The organism is Pseudomonas sp. 91RF (assembly GCF_003576265.1).
Classification (GTDB): domain Bacteria; phylum Pseudomonadota; class Gammaproteobacteria; order Pseudomonadales; family Pseudomonadaceae; genus Aquipseudomonas; species Aquipseudomonas kribbensis.
This window is the reverse complement of record NZ_QWFC01000024.1, coordinates 343,864-362,677: the sequence shown is the minus strand read 5'-3', so window position 1 is coordinate 362,677 and position 18,814 is coordinate 343,864. Positions and strand designations below refer to the sequence as shown.

The 18,814-nt window shown below is 59.8% G+C and carries 21 protein-coding genes; 6 read left to right on the top strand and 15 right to left on the bottom strand.

Annotation, left to right across the window (positions count from 1 at the left end):
* Positions 1-3: 3 nt before the first annotated feature.
* From ruvB to DXT77_RS12795, 8 genes are all read right to left on the bottom strand, one after another.
* A complete protein-coding gene (gene ruvB / locus DXT77_RS12830) occupies positions 4-1,065 on the bottom strand; it encodes a Holliday junction branch migration DNA helicase RuvB (protein WP_085709623.1) in 1,062 nt (353 codons plus the stop codon).
* The gene (gene ruvA / locus DXT77_RS12825) at positions 1,066-1,674 is read right to left on the bottom strand and encodes a Holliday junction branch migration protein RuvA (RefSeq protein WP_007951205.1); all 609 of its coding nucleotides are present in this window, start codon (positions 1,672-1,674) and stop codon (positions 1,066-1,068) included.
* Between the two features lie 114 nt (positions 1,675-1,788).
* Positions 1,789-2,313, bottom strand: a complete 525-nt coding sequence (ruvC, locus tag DXT77_RS12820) for a crossover junction endodeoxyribonuclease RuvC (protein ID WP_065258525.1) — start codon at positions 2,311-2,313, stop codon at positions 1,789-1,791.
* 101 nt (positions 2,314-2,414) lie between these two features.
* Positions 2,415-3,161 (bottom strand): YebC/PmpR family DNA-binding transcriptional regulator, encoded by a 747-nt coding sequence (locus DXT77_RS12815; RefSeq protein ID WP_085709622.1) that lies wholly within the window; start codon positions 3,159-3,161, stop codon positions 2,415-2,417.
* A gap of 129 nt (positions 3,162-3,290) precedes the next feature.
* Positions 3,291-5,066, bottom strand: coding sequence for an aspartate--tRNA ligase (aspS, locus tag DXT77_RS12810; RefSeq protein WP_085709621.1), 1,776 nt, complete (start codon positions 5,064-5,066; stop codon positions 3,291-3,293).
* 108 nt (positions 5,067-5,174) lie between these two features.
* Entirely contained in the window at positions 5,175-5,396 is a 222-nt protein-coding gene (locus DXT77_RS12805) for an FmdB family zinc ribbon protein (RefSeq protein ID WP_065258528.1), read from the bottom strand.
* A 113-nt stretch (positions 5,397-5,509) separates the two neighbouring features.
* Positions 5,510-5,854, bottom strand: a complete 345-nt coding sequence (locus DXT77_RS12800) for a ribbon-helix-helix domain-containing protein (protein WP_114885071.1) — start codon at positions 5,852-5,854, stop codon at positions 5,510-5,512.
* Between the two features lie 241 nt (positions 5,855-6,095).
* Entirely contained in the window at positions 6,096-6,566 is a 471-nt protein-coding gene (locus tag DXT77_RS12795) for a Dps family protein (RefSeq protein WP_119427857.1), read from the bottom strand.
* Between the two features lie 309 nt (positions 6,567-6,875).
* Here DXT77_RS12795 and DXT77_RS30270 point away from each other — a divergent pair, with 309 nt between their 5' ends.
* Complete coding sequence (locus tag DXT77_RS30270) at positions 6,876-7,478, top strand: cold-shock protein (RefSeq protein WP_114885073.1); 603 nt, start codon at positions 6,876-6,878, stop codon at positions 7,476-7,478.
* Positions 7,479-7,548: 70 nt separating this feature from the next.
* Here the strand turns inward: DXT77_RS30270 and DXT77_RS12785 are convergent, their stop codons facing one another.
* Positions 7,549-7,755 carry a SlyX family protein gene (locus tag DXT77_RS12785; protein ID WP_085709618.1) on the bottom strand — a complete coding sequence of 69 codons (207 nt, stop codon included), beginning with the start codon at positions 7,753-7,755 and terminating at the stop codon, positions 7,549-7,551.
* A gap of 2 nt (positions 7,756-7,757) precedes the next feature.
* A complete protein-coding gene (locus DXT77_RS12780; RefSeq protein WP_085709617.1) occupies positions 7,758-8,183 on the bottom strand; it encodes an HIT domain-containing protein in 426 nt (141 codons plus the stop codon).
* Between the two features lie 189 nt (positions 8,184-8,372).
* Here DXT77_RS12780 and DXT77_RS29810 point away from each other — a divergent pair, with 189 nt between their 5' ends.
* Positions 8,373-8,918 (top strand): hypothetical protein, encoded by a 546-nt coding sequence (locus tag DXT77_RS29810; RefSeq protein WP_158593092.1) that lies wholly within the window; start codon positions 8,373-8,375, stop codon positions 8,916-8,918.
* 143 nt (positions 8,919-9,061) lie between these two features.
* On the top strand, positions 9,062-10,408 hold the full coding sequence (locus DXT77_RS12775) for an OprD family porin (RefSeq protein WP_114885075.1): 1,347 nt from the start codon (positions 9,062-9,064) through the stop codon (positions 10,406-10,408).
* A gap of 120 nt (positions 10,409-10,528) precedes the next feature.
* On the opposite strand, the gene DXT77_RS12770 is transcribed toward DXT77_RS12775, so the two are convergent.
* Positions 10,529-11,368 carry a mechanosensitive ion channel family protein gene (locus DXT77_RS12770; protein WP_119427856.1) on the bottom strand — a complete coding sequence of 280 codons (840 nt, stop codon included), beginning with the start codon at positions 11,366-11,368 and terminating at the stop codon, positions 10,529-10,531.
* A 138-nt stretch (positions 11,369-11,506) separates the two neighbouring features.
* Positions 11,507-11,992, bottom strand: coding sequence for a YajQ family cyclic di-GMP-binding protein (locus DXT77_RS12765; protein WP_011335651.1), 486 nt, complete (start codon positions 11,990-11,992; stop codon positions 11,507-11,509).
* A 140-nt stretch (positions 11,993-12,132) separates the two neighbouring features.
* On the opposite strand from DXT77_RS12765, the gene DXT77_RS12760 reads away from it, so the two are divergent.
* From DXT77_RS12760 to DXT77_RS12750, 3 genes are read left to right on the top strand one after another with little or no spacing between them, the layout of a single operon-like run.
* Positions 12,133-13,050 carry a putative 2-dehydropantoate 2-reductase gene (locus DXT77_RS12760; protein WP_119427855.1) on the top strand — a complete coding sequence of 306 codons (918 nt, stop codon included), beginning with the start codon at positions 12,133-12,135 and terminating at the stop codon, positions 13,048-13,050.
* 45 nt (positions 13,051-13,095) lie between these two features.
* The gene (locus DXT77_RS12755) at positions 13,096-15,132 is read left to right on the top strand and encodes an ATP-binding protein (RefSeq protein ID WP_119427854.1); all 2,037 of its coding nucleotides are present in this window, start codon (positions 13,096-13,098) and stop codon (positions 15,130-15,132) included.
* A gap of 3 nt (positions 15,133-15,135) precedes the next feature.
* On the top strand, positions 15,136-15,720 hold the full coding sequence (locus tag DXT77_RS12750) for a cob(I)yrinic acid a,c-diamide adenosyltransferase (RefSeq protein WP_119427853.1): 585 nt from the start codon (positions 15,136-15,138) through the stop codon (positions 15,718-15,720).
* Between the two features lie 137 nt (positions 15,721-15,857).
* Here the strand turns inward: DXT77_RS12750 and DXT77_RS12745 are convergent, their stop codons facing one another.
* The 3 genes from DXT77_RS12745 to argJ form a co-directional block, all read right to left on the bottom strand.
* A complete protein-coding gene (locus tag DXT77_RS12745) occupies positions 15,858-16,802 on the bottom strand; it encodes a Nudix family hydrolase (RefSeq protein WP_119427852.1) in 945 nt (314 codons plus the stop codon).
* On the bottom strand, positions 16,799-17,431 hold the full coding sequence (locus DXT77_RS12740) for a glutathione S-transferase family protein (RefSeq protein ID WP_119427851.1): 633 nt from the start codon (positions 17,429-17,431) through the stop codon (positions 16,799-16,801). Before DXT77_RS12740 ends, DXT77_RS12745 begins: the two co-directional genes overlap by 4 nt.
* Positions 17,432-17,589: 158 nt before the next feature.
* Complete coding sequence (argJ, locus tag DXT77_RS12735; protein WP_108563086.1) at positions 17,590-18,807, bottom strand: bifunctional glutamate N-acetyltransferase/amino-acid acetyltransferase ArgJ; 1,218 nt, start codon at positions 18,805-18,807, stop codon at positions 17,590-17,592.
* Between the last annotated feature and the right edge of the window lie 7 nt (positions 18,808-18,814).

The following is an 18,814-nucleotide window of genomic DNA, read 5'->3' as shown; positions in this document are numbered from 1 at the left end:
GTATCAATCATCCACGGCATCGAGAAACTCGTCTGCCACGGGCATTTCGCCCATTCGTGACGGAATGTTTAAACCAAAATGCAGATACGCGTGCCGGGTCACCACCCTGCCCCGCGGCGTACGCATGATGTAGCCCTGCTGAATCAGATACGGTTCCAGCACATCTTCGATGGTGTGGCGCTCTTCACTGATCGCGGCCGCCAGGCTGTCGATGCCAACGGGCCCGCCATCGAACTTCTCGATCATGGTCAACAGCAATCGCCGGTCCTGATGATCGAAGCCGTGTTCATCGACATCCAGCAGATTCAGTGCCAGGTCGGCAACGGACTTGGTGATATGCCCCTTGGCCCGGACTTCGGCGAAATCCCGCACCCGGCGCAGCAGCCGGTTGGCAATCCGCGGCGTACCACGGGCACGACGGGCAATTTCGAAAGAGCCTTCCGGGTCCAGCGGCAGACCGAGGATGTTCGCCGAACGGCTGACAATCGTCGCCAGGTCGGCGGTGCTGTAGAACTCGAGACGCTGGACAATACCGAAACGGTCACGCAACGGATTGGTCAGCATCCCCGCCCGCGTCGTTGCGCCAACGAGGGTGAACGGCGGCAGATCAAGTTTGATCGAACGCGCTGCCGGCCCCTCACCGATCATGATGTCGAGCTGGAAGTCTTCCATCGCCGGGTACAGCACTTCTTCGACGATCGGCGACAGACGATGGATTTCATCGATGAACAACACATCGTGGGGTTCAAGATTGGTCAACAGCGCGGCCAGATCCCCCGGCCGTTCGAGCACCGGGCCTGAAGTGCTCTTGATCGACACGCCCATTTCCTGGGCAATGATGTTGGCCAGGGTGGTCTTGCCCAGCCCCGGCGGGCCGAAGATCAGGGTGTGGTCGAGGGATTCGCTACGGCCGCGGGCGGCCTGGATAAACAGTTCCATCTGCTCGCGAACGGTCGGCTGGCCAATGTATTCGGCCAGACTGACGGGACGTATCGCCCGATCCTGGACTTCTTCGCGCTCACGCGGACTGTGCGTGGCGGCGATCAGACGATCAGCTTCAATCACTTAAATCATTCCCTTCAGGGCGCGTCGGATCATGTCTTCACTGCTCAAGCCTTTCTCCTTGATCGCGGAAATCGCCTTGCTCGCTTCCTGCGGCTTGTAGCCCAGGGAAATCAGCGCGCTGACCGCGTCGTTCTCGGCGGTATTGACCGGTGCCGGGCCGTCCGGCTGGTTCGGTACCAGCGCAAACATGGCCGGCGAGGTTTCCCAGGCCTTGAAGCGGTCCTTGAGTTCGACCAGCAGACGCTCGGCGGTTTTCTTGCCCACACCCGGCACTTTGGTCAGCGCCGAAGTGTCCTGGGACTGCACGCAACGGATCAGCTCATCGACTTCCAGACTCGACATCAAGGCCAGGGCCAGTTTCGGGCCCACACCATTGAGACGGATCAACTCGCGAAAAAAGTCTCGCTCACGCTTGCCAGCGAAACCATAGAGTAACTGCGCGTCTTCGCGTACGACCAAATGGGTGTGCAAGGTCAGCGGTTCACCGACCGACGGCAGGCGATACAGGGTGGTCATGGGCACTTCCAGCTCATACCCGAGGCCGTTTACATCCAGAATCAGGTGCGGCGGCTGTTTTTCAGCGAGGGTGCCGCGCAAGCGTCCAATCACGTTTCAGATCCTTGAGCGTTGGCCAGCCGCGGGCTGGCGACAAAACGGAATACGGATTCGGGCCGACGACCCAGGCACAAAATCCATATACCGGAAAATTGATTGCTGATGCTATCAGAGACGCAGGCGCCCGCCACGACTGCGTGCGGTTCCCAGGCCGTGAGGCAACAGGCTGGAGCGGGTGTGCGCATGGCAAATGGCAATGGCCAGGGCGTCCGAGGCATCGATTTGTGGCTTGCTGGTCAGTTTGAGCATGTGCATGACCATCATCTGCACCTGCTCCTTATTGGCTGCACCGGTGCCGACTACGGCCTGTTTGACCTGAGTGGCTGTGTACTCGGCGATCTCCAGGCTCTCTTCGGCACCCGCGACGATCGCGGCCCCACGGGCCTGCCCGAGCTTCAGCGCCGAGTCGGCGTTTTTCGCCATGAACACCTTTTCGATGCCCATGGTCACCGGACCGTAGGTCTGGATGATTTCCCGCACACCGCGATAGACGATCTGCAAACGCTCATGCAACTCGCCGGCACCGGTACGAATGCAGCCGGAAGCCACGTAGACACAACCACGCCCGGTATCGCGTACCACGCCATATCCGGTGATGCGCGAACCGGGGTCGATACCAAGAATTAAAGTCATAAGCCTGCAGGTTCGAAAAAACACAAAAACAAATGTGGGAGATTCCATGTTCGAGATAACCCCTCAAACATGAAATCTCCCACATTGAAGCCTAGCCGTTATCAGCCGAGCTGAGCCGCCACGTCTTCCGGAATGTCGGCATTGGAATAGACGTTCTGCACATCATCCAGATCCTCGAGCATGTCGATCAGCTTGAGCACCTTCTCCGCGCCTTCCAGATCCAGTTCGGCACTGGTGGTCGGCTGCATGACGATTTCCGCGTCATCACCCTTGAAACCGGCCGCTTCCAGCGCGTTTCGCACGGCATAGAAACTGGTGAACGACGTGAACACGTCAATCGAGCCGTCTTCATGAGTGACCACGTCGTCGGCATCGGCTTCCAGTGCCGCTTCGGTCAGCGCATCTTCGTCGACACCCGGTGCGAAGCTGATCTGGCCCTTGCGTTCGAACAGGTAGGCCACCGAACCGTCAGTTCCGAGGTTGCCGCCACACTTGCTGAACGCATGGCGCACGGCCGCGGCGGTTCGGTTGCGGTTGTCGGTCATGCACTCGACCATCACCGCCACGCCACCCGGGCCGTAACCTTCGTAGGTCAGTTCTTCAACGTTGTCCGCTTCGGTCGCGCCGGCACCACGGGCCACTGCGCGATCGATGATGTCGCGACTCATGTTGGCGCCCAGCGCCTTGTCCAGGGCCAGACGCAGACGCGGGTTGGAACCCGGATCGCCACCGCCCTGACGGGCCGCAACGGTCAGTTCACGGATCCACTTGGTGAAGATCTTGCCTCGTTTGGCATCCTGACGTTCTTTGCGGTGCTTGATGTTCGCCCACTTGGAATGACCTGCCATATCTCGCTCCGAATTCTCTTTGAAACGTTGCCCGCCGCGCACATCGCGCAGCCAGCAAACAAAAAAATCTCGACCTGCTTTCTATAGAAAGAAAAAAGGCGCATCCGAAGATGCGCCTTCAGGCCCGTCTTACTCAGCCTTTGGTGTTTCGCGCAAACGAATGTGCAGTTCGCGCAGTGCCTTGGCATCCACGACACCCGGCGCCTGCGTCATCACGTCGGCAGCACTCTGGGTTTTCGGGAAGGCGATCACTTCACGGATCGACTGGGCGCCGGTCATCAGCATCACCAGACGGTCCAGACCGAAGGCCAGACCACCGTGCGGCGGTGCACCGTACTTCAGCGCGTCGAGCAGGAAGCCGAACTTCTCTTCCTGTTCCGCTTCGTTGATGCCCAGCAGACGGAATACCGCTTGCTGCATCTCCTTGCGGTGGATACGGATCGAACCGCCACCCAGCTCGGTGCCGTTCAGAACCATGTCATAGGCACGGGACAGCGCGCCAGCCGGGTTGGCTTCGAGCTCTTCCGGAGTGCACTTCGGTGCGGTGAACGGGTGGTGCAGGGCAGAGAAGCTGCCGTCATCGTTCTCTTCGAACATCGGGAAGTCGACGACCCACATCGGAGCCCATTCACAGGTCAGCAGCTTCAGGTCGTGACCGAGCTTGATACGCAGCGCGCCCAGGGCTTCGCTGACGATCTTGGCCTTGTCGGCGCCGAAGAACACGATGTCGCCGTCGACTGCACCGACGCGATCGAGGATCACGTTCAGGTTGGCTTCCGGGATGTTTTTCACGATCGGCGATTGCAGACCTTCAACACCGGCAGCACGCTCGTTGACCTTGATGTATGCCAGACCCTTGGCACCGTAGATGCCGACGAACTTGGTGTAGTCGTCGATCTGCTTGCGCGGCATGCTTGCCCCGCCTGGAACGCGCAGTGCGGCGATACGGCATTTCGGATCGTTGGCCGGGCCGCTGAACACCTTGAAATCAACTTCTTTCAGCTGATCGGCTACGTCGACCAGCTCCAGCGGGTTACGCAGGTCCGGCTTGTCGGAACCGTAGCGGCGCATGGCTTCTTCGAAAGTCATGTGCGGGAATTCACCGAATTCCAGATCCAGCACTTCCTTGAACAGGTTGCGGATCATGCCTTCGGTCAGGCCCATGATGTCTTTTTCGTCGAGGAAGCTGGTCTCGATGTCGATCTGAGTGAACTCAGGCTGACGGTCGGCACGCAGGTCTTCGTCGCGGAAGCACTTGGCGATCTGGTAGTAACGGTCGAAGCCGGCGACCATCAGCAGTTGCTTGAACAGCTGAGGCGATTGCGGCAGGGCGAAGAACGAACCGGCGTGCGTACGGCTCGGCACGAGGTAGTCGCGCGCGCCTTCTGGAGTTGCGCGGGTCAGGATCGGCGTTTCCACGTCGAGGAAGCCGTTCTCGTCGAGGTAGCGACGGATGCTGGTGGTCATGCGCGAACGCAGACGCAGCTTCTCGGCCATTTCCGGACGACGCAGGTCGAGGAAACGATAGCGCAGACGGGTTTCTTCACCCACGTCCGAGAACTCGTTCAGCGGGAACGGCGGGGTTTCCGACTCGTTCAGCACTTCCAGTTCGTAGCCCAGGACTTCGATCATGCCCGACGCCATGTTGGCGTTGGTGGCACCGGCCGGACGCAGACGCACCTTGCCGGTGATCTTCACGACGTATTCGCTGCGCACGCGATCGGCGGCGGCGAAGCTCTCGGCGCGATCCGGATCGAAGACCACCTGGGCCAGACCGTCACGATCACGGATATCGAGGAAGATCACCCCGCCGTGGTCGCGGCGACGGTGAACCCATCCGCAAAGGGTAATTTCCTGGCCTTCCAGGCTTTCGTTCAGTTGGCCGCAATAATGGCTGCGCATCATGGTAGTGGTTTCGCTTCTCGTAATTCGAAATTCGGTGGAGATCCGCCGCACTCAAGCTCTGTGCGACCGGTGGATGCTCGCGCGTGTCGTAAGACCCGGGCCTGAACCCTAGTCAGATTTGTCGCCACCGGCCAGATTCTTCTTCGCGCCGGTCTTGAAATCGGTTTCGTACCAACCGCTGCCGCTGAGGCGAAAGCCTGGCATGGACAGCTGTTTCCTGAGCTCTGGTGCCTGACAGGCAGGGCAATCGACCAGCGGTGCATCACTGATCTTTTGAATGGCTTCCAACTGATGACCACAGGAAGCACATTGGTAATCGTACATCGGCATGGAGTTGTCTCGGCGATCAGATTGCCAGCTGCCGCAGGGCGGTGTGGCGAAAGAGCGGGATTATATCCATTAAATGCGGCCTGTGCAGCCGGAAGACTGCACGGGCCGCCCGGTCACTGGCAACCCCCGACGGTCACCGGGGCATCCCGCAGGCCGTGCACGACACACACCACCCGCACCAGACCGCTGAAGTTCTTCACGCCACCGTGACGCAAGTGCACCTCGCGATCGACACGGGACAGCAAGGTGCCGACCGAACAGCAATTATCCTCGGCCATACGGCCCAGAATATTCCAGTAGACCTGCTCCAGCCGCATGCAGGTCGCAAACCCGTTCAAGCGCACCGACCTGGCCAAGGGCCGGATCAATGCCATGTCGAACTCTTCAAGAAACGGCGCCACGGCCCTGTCCTGCCGCGAGCCGATGACGATTCCACTTCGCCTGTCTCCAACTTCCATATCGTTGACACTCCTATGCCATCTCTGCTTGTTGCCAAGGCAACATCCTGTGACCTCATTAAAAGCGCAGGGACAAAGGCATGGCCAGACGACTTTTTGACCGTCCTCGTAGGATAAGCCAACAGAAAAGGGAGGATCATGGACCAGCGAAGTGCTTTCCTCGCTTCCTACAAACGCGAGTGCTTTTTCCTCGCCAGGACGGGCGCACGGCCGACAATTCGTGGCCGTGCGCCACGGGCGATCAGACTTCGAGCAGCGCCCTGAGCATCCACGCGGTTTTCTCGTGGACTTGCATGCGCTGAGTCAGAAGATCAGCCGTCGGCTCGTCACTGACCTTATCCAGCAGCGGGAAAATCCCCCGCGCCGTGCGAGTGACCGCTTCCTGGCCTTCGACCAGTTGTTTGATCATGTCTTCGGCACTCGGCACGCCCACCTCTTCCTTAATAGAGGAAAGACGCGCGTAAGTCGCATAAGCACCCGGCGCAGGGAAACCCAGGGCGCGGATGCGTTCGGCGATCGAATCCACGGCCAGTGCCAGTTCGTTGTACTGCTCCTCGAACATCAGGTGCAAGGTCCGGAACATCGGTCCGGTGACGTTCCAGTGGAAGTTGTGGGTCTTCAAATAGAGCACGTAGGTGTCCGACAGCAGACGCGACAGCCCTTCGACGATGGATTTGCGGTCTTCTTCACTGATACCGATATCGATTGCCATGCTTACCCCCTAACGGCGATTGAATTCATCCAGCAGGTGTCGGTTCACTGTAGCAAGGCCTCCCTCCCGTGGCAGCCCCCGTATCGACCCGATAGAGGCGACAAATCGCCCCACGCATTGCCACTGGCCGGCGTGATTTGAGTAGCCACGGGCTTTGCTGTTAAATAGGCAGTGTGTCGCTACGCCCCGTTTTCCGGGCGTTGCGCATAGGCTGATGCCGGGTACGTGTCCAACGCCTCTTATTGTTTCGAAGCGAACCGTGCGCCTTCAGCTCTTCCTTGTGAGCCGTCATAACGTGAGTCAATAAAAATGTTGAAAATCGTCCACCTGCTAATGGGCGCAGCGGCGTTGCTGCTGTCGTTCATACCTAGCTTGAAATCCGAAGCCGTTCCTTACCTGCAACAACCCGATGCACTTTACCTGGCCTTTTTCGGCCTGCTGAACCTGGTCATTGCCCCGGTGATCCCTTACTGGAACAAAGGCCCGCGCCAGCATCTGCAAAATCTGGTCAGCGCGCTGCTGGTGCTGACCGTCGTCCTGCAAACCCTGACCCTGATCGCGCCGATGCCTGTCATCGCCGGCCAGCCAGCCGTGCTGTTCAGCCTGGTGATCGCCCTGGTCGCCGTGGTCCTGCACCTGGCCGTCAGCTTCTACAAATCCTCACCGGCCGCCGCCGCGCAAAGCTACGACATGAGCAACCGCGATACCGGCACCGTCAAGTGGTTCAACACCTCCAAGGGCTTCGGCTTTATCTCCCGGGATTCCGGCGATGATATTTTCGTGCACTTTCGCGCCATCCGTGGCGAAGGCCACCGCGTCCTGGTCGAAGGCCAGCGCGTGGAGTTCTCGGTGATGAACCGTGACAAAGGCCTGCAAGCCGAAGACGTGATCGCCGCCCTGCCGCGTCGCTGATCCAGAACGAAAAAACCGCGAACAGCCTGGCTGCTCGCGGTTTTTTATTGCCCCTACGAAATACGCAAACTCAGTAGTGCGGCGGCGGTGCGTCTTCCTCAAAGGAGCCGAACTGGCCGACCATTTCTTCCTGGCGCTTGAGCAGCGCGGCCATCTGCAACTGCAGACGCTCCACGACTCGCTGCTGCTCCACCAGCACATCGTTCAACGCCTGAATGGTGTCATCCTGAAATGCCAGGCGGCTTTCCAAATCGGTAACGCGTTGTTCCAGGCTCATGATCAGCCCTCCAGAAACTTGAAATCTTCGTCCAGCACCAGGCGCAGGCGTTCGCGGATCGCGGCCACCTGTTCGGCGCTGTAAGGCTTGGCCGGGTGCTTGCCCCAGACCGGCGCCGGCCACGCGGCGTCATCACGTTTGCGCACGATCACATGCATGTGCATCTGGCTGACGACGTTACCCAGGGTGGCAACGTTCATCTTGTCGGCATCGAACGAGTCCTTGAGCACCTCCGCCAGGGCCGTGGTTTCCTGCCACAGACGCTGCTGATCGGCGACATCCAATTGAAACAACTCGCTGATATCGTCGCGACGAGGCACCAGGATGAACCACGGGTAGTTGGCGTCGTTGGACAGCAGCAACCGGCAGAGCGGGAAGTCGCCGATGGTCAGCGTGTCCTGTTGAAGGCGTGAATCTAAAGCAAACACTGGGTGTACTCCCGGCTGGTCGACAATATTCAGCTTAGTGGGCCTGCCCGGTGGACGGCGCACTAAACGACAGGACGGCAGCATACCTTCGAATGCCCTGCCCTTCACGATGAAGCGGCGCCCCGTCATGGAACATTTCCGGCGATTGCGCACCAGCACGAGACCCGCCGTGCCAGGCAATACGCCGAAATGACCGTGACTCACTACCGCGTTCAGGGTCATGACAGGGCTCAAGTGTTTGAATTCGGTACAGCCGGAAAAAATATTTGCACCAAAACCGTACAGCGGGTCTACGCTCAATGGCTCGGGCATCCGCCAAATACTCACTGGCAGGGTGAACCGGTAACGTTTTTGGTTGTCATGCGCAAAATCGAGCGAGGCAACACCAAGCGAGGAAGCGCGTCAACCCTGATCAAAAAGGGGCGCGCGAGCCCGCATTTACAAGGTTTTTACAGCAACAAGCGGGGCCATGGAAAAATAACCGCATCAATTTTGCGGTTTGTGCACGCTTGTTGCATTCGTACTCATATGGGCTATGAGCCCGCCACGGGAAGTGGTGGTTCAAACCCCGAAAAAAACAGTGGCAGGGTTGCCCGATGGAGATTCAAGTGTTTTGCCAGGGACTCTTTTTTACCGATGCAAAAAGGCCCAGAAACAGCGATAAAGTTGTCAGCCCGACTGCGTGGGTACTGTGAATTTGCGACATCGACCAAGCCATTTGCGACAGCGTCGTAAAGAACATGAAAGGTTGTATGTGCAAGTATCGCCAACATTGTCGGCGTGATATAAGTTTGCGCCGACACAAAAAGAAAGAGCCGCCCAGATAATAAAACAGGTGGGACGGCAGTACTCTTCTAAAACCAAAGGAGCAAATCACGATGCGCGTGATGAAGTGGAGCATGATCGCACTGGCCGTTACAGCAGCCAGTACTCAGTTGGCTACGGCCGCACCGTTTGTTAGTGATCAATCTGAAGCCAAAGGCTTTGTTGAAGACGCCAAACTGACCGAAACGTTGAAGAACTACTACTTCAACCGTGACAACAAGAACGGCGGCCACGACCAGAAAGACTGGACCCAGGGTTTCCTCGGCAACTTCACTTCCGGTTACACCCAAGGCACCGTAGGCGTCGGTATCGATGCATTCGGTTACCTGGCCGTGAAACTGGATGGCGGTGACGGTACTTCCGGTACCGGTAACATGAGCCGCAGCAATACCGTCAAAGCCAACGGTTATGCCCATGACGTTGATGAAAGCCAAGGTAAAGCCGGCGCTGCCATCAAATTCCGCATCTCCAAGACCGAGCTGAAAATCGGCGACCAGCAGCCAAGCACTGCTCCAGTGTTCGCTGTCGGCGGTTCCCGTATCCTTCCGCAAACTGCCAGTGGCTTCCAGCTGCAGAGCAGCGAAGTCAAAGACCTCGATCTCGAAGCCGGTCACTTCTACTCGGCGACCAGCCAGGACAAGAACGCCCGTGAAGGCGGCCTTTACGCCACCTACGCCGGTGTCGAAGCCAAAAACATCGACTACTTCGGTGGTAAATACGCCATCACTGACAACCTGACAGCTTCGCTGTACGGCGCCAAGCTGGAAGACATCTGGAACCAGTACTACGCGAACGTGAACCTCACCACGCCATTCGGTGGTGACACTTCGCTGAACACTGACTTCAACATCTACCGCACCACCGATACCGGTAGCGCCAAAGCCGGTGACATCAGCAACACCGCGTTCTCCCTGGCGACTGCCCTGTCGTTCCTGAAGGCACACACCTTCACCCTGGCCTTCCAGAAGGTCAACGGCGACACCCCGTTCGACTACATCGGCGTGGGCAAGAACAACCGTGGCGGCGACTCGATCTTCCTCGCCAACTCCATCCAGTACTCCGACTTTAACGGTGCAGGCGAGAAATCCCTGCAAGCCCGTTACGACCTGAAAATGGCCGAGTACGGCGTTCCTGGTCTGAGCTTCATGGTTCGTTACGTTAAAGGCTGGGATATCGACGGTACCCACACTCCTGCGGGTAGCGCTTACGCCGGTCTCTACGGTGAAGATGGCAAACACCACGAAACCAACTTTGAAGCCAAATATGTGGTTCAAAGCGGTCCGGCAAAAGACCTGTCCTTCCGTATTCGTCAAGCGTGGCACGTTGCTAACGCTGATGAAGGCGAAGGCGACGTTAAAGAGTTCCGTCTGATCACCGAGTACCCACTGAACATCTTGTAATCGTCAGTGGTTAGTTTGGTTGAATGAAAAAGGCCCATCTTCGGATGGGCCTTTTTTGTTATCTGTCACTTGCAATAAATGCCTGACCAACAAGTCAGGCATTTAATTAGCAACCTATCATTACACCGCCGACTCCTGAACCACACGAATCACGCGTTGTGGAAACGGAATATCAATACCGGCAGTCTTCAAACGATCACGGGACTGTTCGTTAAACATGAACATCACATCCCAGTAGTCTGCTGTCTTGACCCAGACACGCAGGGAAACAGTGATCGAACTATCACCCAGCGTCGAAATGACAGCCTGTGGCGCCGGATCCTGCAACACGCGATCATCTTTCGCCAGATCCAGCAGCACCTGACGGGCCTTTTGCAGATCGGCTTCGTAATCGACACCCACATCGAACACAACCTTGCGGGTTGGCTGACGGTTGGTGTTGGTGATGATGCCATTCGATAGATTGCCGTTCGGTACGATGATGGTCTTGTTGTCGCCGGTACGCAGCACGGTGTGGAAGATCTGGATGCTGTCAACAGTACCCGCCACGCCTTGCGCTTCGATCCAGTCGCCGATGCGGAACGGACGGAACAGCAGAATCAGCACGCCACCGGCGAAGTTCGCCAGGCTGCCCTGCAACGCCAGGCCGATGGCCAGGCCGGCCGCACCGATCGCCGCCACGAACGAAGTGGTTTCGACGCCGATCATCGATGCCACGCTGACGATCAGTAGCACTTTGAGAATAATGTTGGCCAGGCTGCTGATGAAACCTTGCAGCGCCAGGTCGGCATTGCGCAGAGCCAGCAAGCCACCGAGCTTTTGCGTGACCTTGTTGATCAGCCACCAGCCGATCGCCAGGGTAATCACCGCCAGCAGCACACGGCTGCCGTATTCCATGATCATCGGAATCCACGCCTGGGACACCTTGACCAGGTTGTCTACCTCAGCATTCAAATCCATCTTTTATCTCCTGATTGCCGGCTTCCCGGGCTGAAAAAATCAGCGGCAGAACGACCGGGCCTGTGGGGGCTCAATCGTTTCTGCCGCTGCTTGGGCCTCGGACGCTGAAAACGCCGAGAGGTTCCCGACTCGGATGGCTCAGTCGCGGAAGTTGTTGAATTGCAGTGGCATGCCGAATTCCTTGGCACGCAGGGCAGCGATGGCTTCCTGCAGATCGTCACGCTTCTTGCCGGTCACACGTACCTGCTCGCCCTGAATGGCGGCCTGCACCTTGAGCTTGGCTTCCTTGATGTGGCCGACGATCTTCTTCGCCAGTTCCTTGTCGATGCCTTCCTTCAGAACGGCGTCCTGCTTCATCAGCTTGCCCGAAGCGAAGGAGTCTTTGACTTCGAGGCACTGCACGTCGATCTTGCGCTTGACCAGGGCCAGCTTGAGGATCTCGATCATCGCTTCCAGCTGGAAATCGGCTTCAGCGGTCAGGTGGACGGTCAGGTCCTTTTCCTTGTATTCGAAGCTGCCCTTGCCTTTCAGGTCATAACGACGATCGAGTTCCTTCACGGCGTTCTCGACCGCGTTGGTGAGTTCGTGTTTGTCCAGTTCGGATACCACGTCGAACGACGGCATGTAATCTCTCCAATAAAAAGGCGCGCTCGTTCAGGACGCGGCGCGCTTGGCTTGCGGTTAAAATCGGGCTCATTATAACGGGTCTTTTCCCACCGACACGGCGAGCCTTGCATGCCTGTACCTTACCGAGTGAAAAACTGATGTCCACCCCCTGGCACATCCTCGGCGCCGGAAGTCTCGGCACCCTCTGGGCCACGCGTCTGGCCCGGGCCGGATTGCCGGTCCGGCTGATCCTGCGCGACATCGACCGCTTGCATGACTATGCGACAGCGGGCGGCCTGACGCTGGTGGAGCAAGGCGTGGCCAGCAGTTATGCCATCCCCGGCGAAACCCCGGACAGCCCCGAACCGATCCGGCGCCTGCTGGTGGCGTGCAAGGCCTACGATGCCGAAAGCGCCGTGGCCGGTGTCGCTCATCGTCTGGCGCCGGACGCCGAACTGATTCTTCTGCAAAACGGCCTCGGCAGCCAGGAAGCGGTCGCCGCGCAAGTCCCACAGGCCCGCTGCATCAGCGCCTCCAGCACCGAAGGCGCGTTTCGCGACGGCGACTGGCGCGTGGTGTTCGCCGGGCACGGTTACACCTGGCTCGGCGATGCCGGTCATCCCGTGGCACCGTTCTGGCTGGATGATCTTGAAGCGGCAAAGATTCCTCATGAATGGAGCGCGGACATCCTCACCCGACTGTGGCGAAAACTGGCGCTCAACTGTGCGATCAATCCCCTGACTGTGTTGCATGACTGCCGTAACGGCGGATTGCAGGAACATCATTGTGAAGTCGCCACTCTGTGCGCCGAACTGACCGAGTTGCTGGAGCGTTGCGGCCAGCCTGCGGCGGCGGACAACCTGCAACAGGAAGTCGAGCGGGTGATTTCGGCTACCGCCGCCAATTTCTCCTCCATGTATCAGGACGTGGCCAACAAGCGCCGCACCGAAATCAGCTATCTGCTGGGCCATGCCTGTAAGGCTGCGCAGCGGCATCAGCTCAACCTGCCGCATCTGAAACAATTGCTGCAACGGCTGACAGCCCATCTGCACAGTCTCGGATTGCCCGTCGACTGAGCAGCGGCTACGCTGCCCACTTGTTCCTTTGTTGCGATAAGCCCGATGCCATTGCGCCAGCGCCTCGAAAACCTGCCGGTCGGCCAGAAACTGCTGGCCGCCCTGCTGGTGCTGTTGACCACCGTGTTACTGGTCGCCAACCTGACCTTCATCAGCGCGGCCTATTACATTTCCCAGGAAAGCATGGCGCCCCAGGCGCTGCAAACCATTGGCCGACTGGTCGCAAACCCGAGCCTGATCGCCGAAGCGCTGCAATCACCACAAAGCGCCGAACGCCTGCTCAAGGAGCTCGACAGCTACTCGCCGCTGCGGGCCGCCGCCCTGTATGACGGCAAGGGCGATCGCATCGCTCAGGTGCAACGCGGCGACAAGCTCAATCTGCCGGAACGTTACCGGCACATCGAAGCCTGGCAACTCACCGAGTTTCGCAGCAATCAACTGATCACCCTGCCCCGCCCCGGCACGGCGCCGGGTCATCTGCTGCTGGTGGCCAGCAGCGAACTGCCGATGGCGTTCTACACCGGCACCCTGACGGCGAGTCTGGGGATCCTGATTTTCAGCGTGCTGTTGTGGCTGGTGATTGCCCGGCAGATCAAGCGCCTGATCACCCGGCCGATCCACGAACTCGAAGAACTCTCCCGCCAGGTGACCCGCGAGGAAAACTACGCCTTGCGCGCCTCGCGCGGCAACCACGACGAGATCGGCAGTCTGGCCGAGGCCTTCAATACCATGCTTTCACGCATCGAGGCCCGGGAGCAGCAGCTCAAGCGCGCCCGCGATGACTCGCAAGCCGCCTACGATCAGGCTCAGGGGCTGGCCGAAGAAACCCGCCACACCAACCGCAAGCTGGAGCTGGAAGTCCAGGTGCGCAGCAAGATCGAGAAGAAGCTCACAGGTTTCCAGAACTACCTCAACAGCATCATCGACTCCATGCCCTCGGCGCTGATCGCCCTCGACGAGCAGCTCTACGTCACGCAATGGAACCAGGAAGCCAGCGCCCTCTCCGGCACCCGGCTCGACGAAGCACTGAATCAACCGATCTTCCTCGCGTTCGAACCGCTCAAGCCGTTCCTGCCGCAGCTCAAGCAGACCGTCGAACAACACACCGTGGCGAAAATCGAGCGGGTGACCTGGTTCAAGGACGACGAGCCCAAGCATTACGCCCTGACCTTCTACCCGCTGATGGGCGGTGCCGGGCGTGGTGTGGTGATCCGTATCGACGACATCACCCAGCGCCTGTCGCTGGAGGACATGATGGTGCAGTCGGAAAAAATGCTCTCGGTCGGCGGCCTCGCGGCCGGCATGGCCCACGAAATCAACAATCCGCTGGGCGCGATCCTGCACAACGTGCAGAACATTCGCCGGCGTCTGTCGCCCGACCTGCCGAAAAACCTTGAACAGGCCGAACAACTGGGCATCGAGCTGGAGACCGTGAACCGTTACCTGCAAGGCCGGGAGGTCCCGCAACTGCTCGACGGCATCCAGCAGGCCGGGGCCCGGGCGGCAAAGATCGTCACCCACATGCTCAGTTTCAGTCGCCGCAGCACCCGTCAGATGGCCCCGTGCGACCTGCCGGCGCTGATCGATCAGGCCGTGGAAATCGCCGGCAACGACTTCGACCTGGCCATCGGCTTCGACTTCAAGGGGCAGGCGATCATCCGTCAGTTCGATCCGGCGCTGGGTCCGGTTCCGGGCACCGCCAACGAGCTGGAACAAGTGCTGCTCAACCTGCTGAAAAACGCTGCGCAGGCGATCCATTTGCGCGAAGACGACAGCGAGCCGGGGCGGATTATTCTGCGCACGAAGCTCAATCCGCCGTGGGCCGAGATTCAGGTTGAAGACAACGGCATCGGCATGAGCGAGAACGTGCGCAAACGCACCTTCGAGCCGTTCTTCACCACCAAGGAAATCGGCCAGGGCACGGGGCTCGGGCTCTCGGTGTCGTACTTCATCATCACCAACAATCACAAAGGGCAGATGGAAGTGCAGTCGGCACCGGGGCAAGGCACCTGCTTCACCCTGCGCCTGCCGCTGTCGCAACCGGCCCCCATCGCCGCCGAAACCAATCAACCACCGAGGTAAACCATGGGCTTTCGCTTGTCGAAGATCTACACCCGCACCGGCGACAAAGGCGAAACCGGCCTCGGCGATGGTCGCCGCGTCCCCAAGGATCATCCGCGCATCGAGGCCATTGGCGAAGTCGACACCCTGAACAGCCAGGTCGGCGTGCTGCTGGCCGGGTTGATCGCCGAACGCGAAAACTGCCCCGGACTCAATGAATTGATCGACGTGTTGGCGCCCTGCCAACATCGACTGTTCGACCTGGGTGGCGAGCTGGCAATGCCGGAATATCAGGCGCTGAACACGGCAGAAATCGAACGGCTGGAAGCCGCCATCGATATCTGGAACGAGGAATTGGGGCCGCTGGAGAACTTCATTCTGCCCGGCGGCTCGGTGCTGATTGCCCAGGCCCACGTCTGCCGCAGTCTGGCGCGCAGTGCCGAGCGGCGTTGTCAGCATTTGAATGCGATCGAACCGTTGGCCGGGGTTGGCCTGGCTTATATCAATCGCTTGTCGGATCTGCTGTTTGTGGCGGCGAGGTTGATTGCCCGCCGACAAGGGATTGCCGAAATTCTCTGGCAGCCGGCGGCAAAACCTTCAGAAATGTAGCGCCGATCAGGACGCCTTCGTCGGAACACCGCCCGGAGCAGGCCCGCTCCCACAGGGAAATGTATTCCTACAGTTGGAATGCAATCAAATGTGGGAGCGAGCCTGCTCGCGAAGGGGCCAAATGCATCAATGCCAAATCAAGCCTCAGGCCAGAACGCCCGAATCCCCGCCACACCCTGAGCCCCGGCATTCCACGCTTTCTCGCGCTCGGCCGGGCCGACTCCGCCCAACAGGAATACCGGCCTGCTGAAGCCTTCGATCAATGTAGAAGCCTGCTCCCAGCCCAACGGCTGCGCATCCGGGTGAGTCAGGGTCGGCTGCACCGGCGACAGGGTGACGAAGTCCACGCCCATCTGCTCGGCCAGCGCCAGTTCTTCAGCATTGTGGCAGGACGCCGCCAGCCAGCGCTCCGCCGGTAGCGGGCGCCCGGCTGCCGCGTACTTGCGCAGTTGCGCCGAGGTGATGTGCCAACCGGCGGACGGGAAATCCCCCAGCCACTCGAACGGGCCCTTGATCATCAACTGCGCCTTGCCGGCACACAGGCCGACCGCGTCCACCGCCAGATCGCGGTATTTCGGGTCATAGCCATTGGGCGCACGCAGCTGGATCAGCTTGATGCCCCCGGCAATCGCCTTCTGGATGCCGCGCAGCAGGGCCGGAGCTTCCAGGTCTTCCGGGGTGATCAGGTATTCAGCAGGCAGACGCGCCGCCGCGACGATCGGCTGGTTGGCCGCCGGGAACTCGTAATTCGTCAGTTCCTTAGGCGAAACCCAGGCCAATGGCTGGCCTTCGGCGCCGTGGGGTTCGCCGGTGAAGCTCGAGACTTCCCAGACATCCAGCAACACCTGTTTGTCCGGGTAATCGTGACGCACCTTGATCAGCGGGCGGGCGGCGCCGACGACAATGCCCAGTTCTTCGTGCAGCTCACGGGCCAGCGCGGTCTGCACCGACTCGTCGGTTTCGACCTTGCCACCGGGAAACTCCCACAGGCCACCCTGATGCTGAGTGTCAGCCCGGCGGGCGATCAGAATCTTGCCGCTGTCGTCACGAATGACGGCGGCGGCGACGTGTACACGTTTCACGACTGCAACTCCTCCAGTCCGGCCTTTTGCCAGGCCTTGAAGGCCGGCCATTGGTAGACGGTTTCAACATAGGCTTCATCTTCGGTCGGCAGCTTCACCTGATAGGTACGCAGGCGTACGGCAATCGGCGCGAAGAAGGCATCCGCCAACGACACGCGACCAAACAGGAACGGCCCCGGCTCGGTGGCAACGGCACGGCATTCTGCCCACAGCGCCAGCATGCGTTCGACATCGACCTTCACCTCTGGCGGCACCGGGTTGAGCGGTGCATCGTGGCTCAGGTTGAACGGCATGTGATTGCGCATGGCGAAGAAACCGCTGTGCATTTGAGCGCAGGCAGAACGCGCCTGAGCGCGGGCCGCAATATCGGTCGGCCAGAGCTGTTCGGATGGAAACTGTTCGGCCAGGTATTCGGCAATCGCCAGTGAGTCGGCAATCGTGCCCCGTGCGGTTTTCAGCAGCGGCACCTTGCCGGTGGGCGAATGCTTGAGCAGGCGCTCGCGGGTGTCGGGCTTGCCGAGTTTGATCAGTTCTTCGGTGTAGGGTGCGCCGGTCAGCTCAAGCGCGAGTGCCGCGCGCAGGGACCAGGAGGAAAGCAGTTTGTCGCCGATGATCAGGTGCAAGGACATGGTTAGGTGCCTTTCATCAGGAGGGACAGGCCAGAATCTACAGTGCCTGGTCGGCCGTTTTCGCGAGCAGGCTCGCTCCCACATTGGATCTGTGTCGCTTACAAATCCCTGTGGGAGCCAGCCTGCTGGCGATGCAGGCGACCCGGTCTCAGGTTAGATCATGTGCGGTATTCGGCGTTGATCTTCACGTACTCGTGGGACAGGTCGGTGGTCCAGATGGTTTCGCTGCAATCGCCGCGACCCAGTTCGATACGGATGGTGATTTCTTCCTGCTGCATCACCGCCGAGCCCTGGGCTTCGGTGTAGGTCGCGGCGCGGGCGCCACGGCTGGCGATGCACACGTCGCCGAGGAACACGTCGATCTTGCTTACGTCCAGATCCGGCACACCGGCACGGCCGACAGCGGCGAGGATGCGGCCCCAGTTCGGGTCGGAGGCGAACAGTGCGGTCTTGATCAGCGGCGAGTGAGCCACGGTGTAGCCGACGTCCAGGCATTCCTGGTGATTGCCGCCGCCGTTGACTTCAACGGTCACGAACTTGGTCGCGCCTTCGCCGTCACGCACGATGGCCTGGGCCACGTCCATGCACACTTCGAACACGGCCTGCTTCAGCTTGGCGAACAGCTCGCCTTCGGCACGGGTGATTTCCGGCAGCGCAGCCTTGCCGGTGGCGATCAGCATGCAGCAGTCGTTGGTCGAGGTGTCGCCGTCGATGGTGATGCGGTTGAACGACTTGTTGGCGCCGTCCAGCATCAGGTTGTGCAGCACGTCGCGGGAGACTTTGGCGTCGGTGGCGATGTAGCCAAGCATGGTCGCCATGTTCGGACGGATCATGCCCGCGCCCTTGCTGATGCCGGTGACGGTGATGGTCACGCCGTCATGCTGGAACTGACGGCTCGCACCTTTTGGCAAGGTGTCGGTGGTCATGATGCCGGTAGCGGCAGCTTCCCAGTTGTTTTCCGACAGATCGTCCAGCGCGGCCTGCAAGGCGCCTTCTATCTTCTCGACCGGCAGAGGCTCGCCGATCACACCGGTGGAGTACGGCAGGATCTGGCTGGCATCGACGCCGGTCAGTTCAGCCAGTTTCGCGGTGGTGCGCTCGGCGGCAGCCAGGCCCGGTTCGCCAGTGCCGGCGTTGGCATTGCCGGTGTTGGTCAGCAGGTAGCGCACAGCGTTCTGCACGCGCTTCTTGGCCAGGATCACCGGCGCTGCACAGAAAGCGTTCAACGTGAACACGCCCGCCACGGTCGAACCTTCAGCACAGCGCATCACGACGACATCCTTGCGCCCAGGGCGCTTGATGCCGGCCGAAGCGATACCGAGTTCAAAACCGGCAACCGGGTGCAACGTTGGCAAAGGACCAAGACCAACAGCCATGAATGCG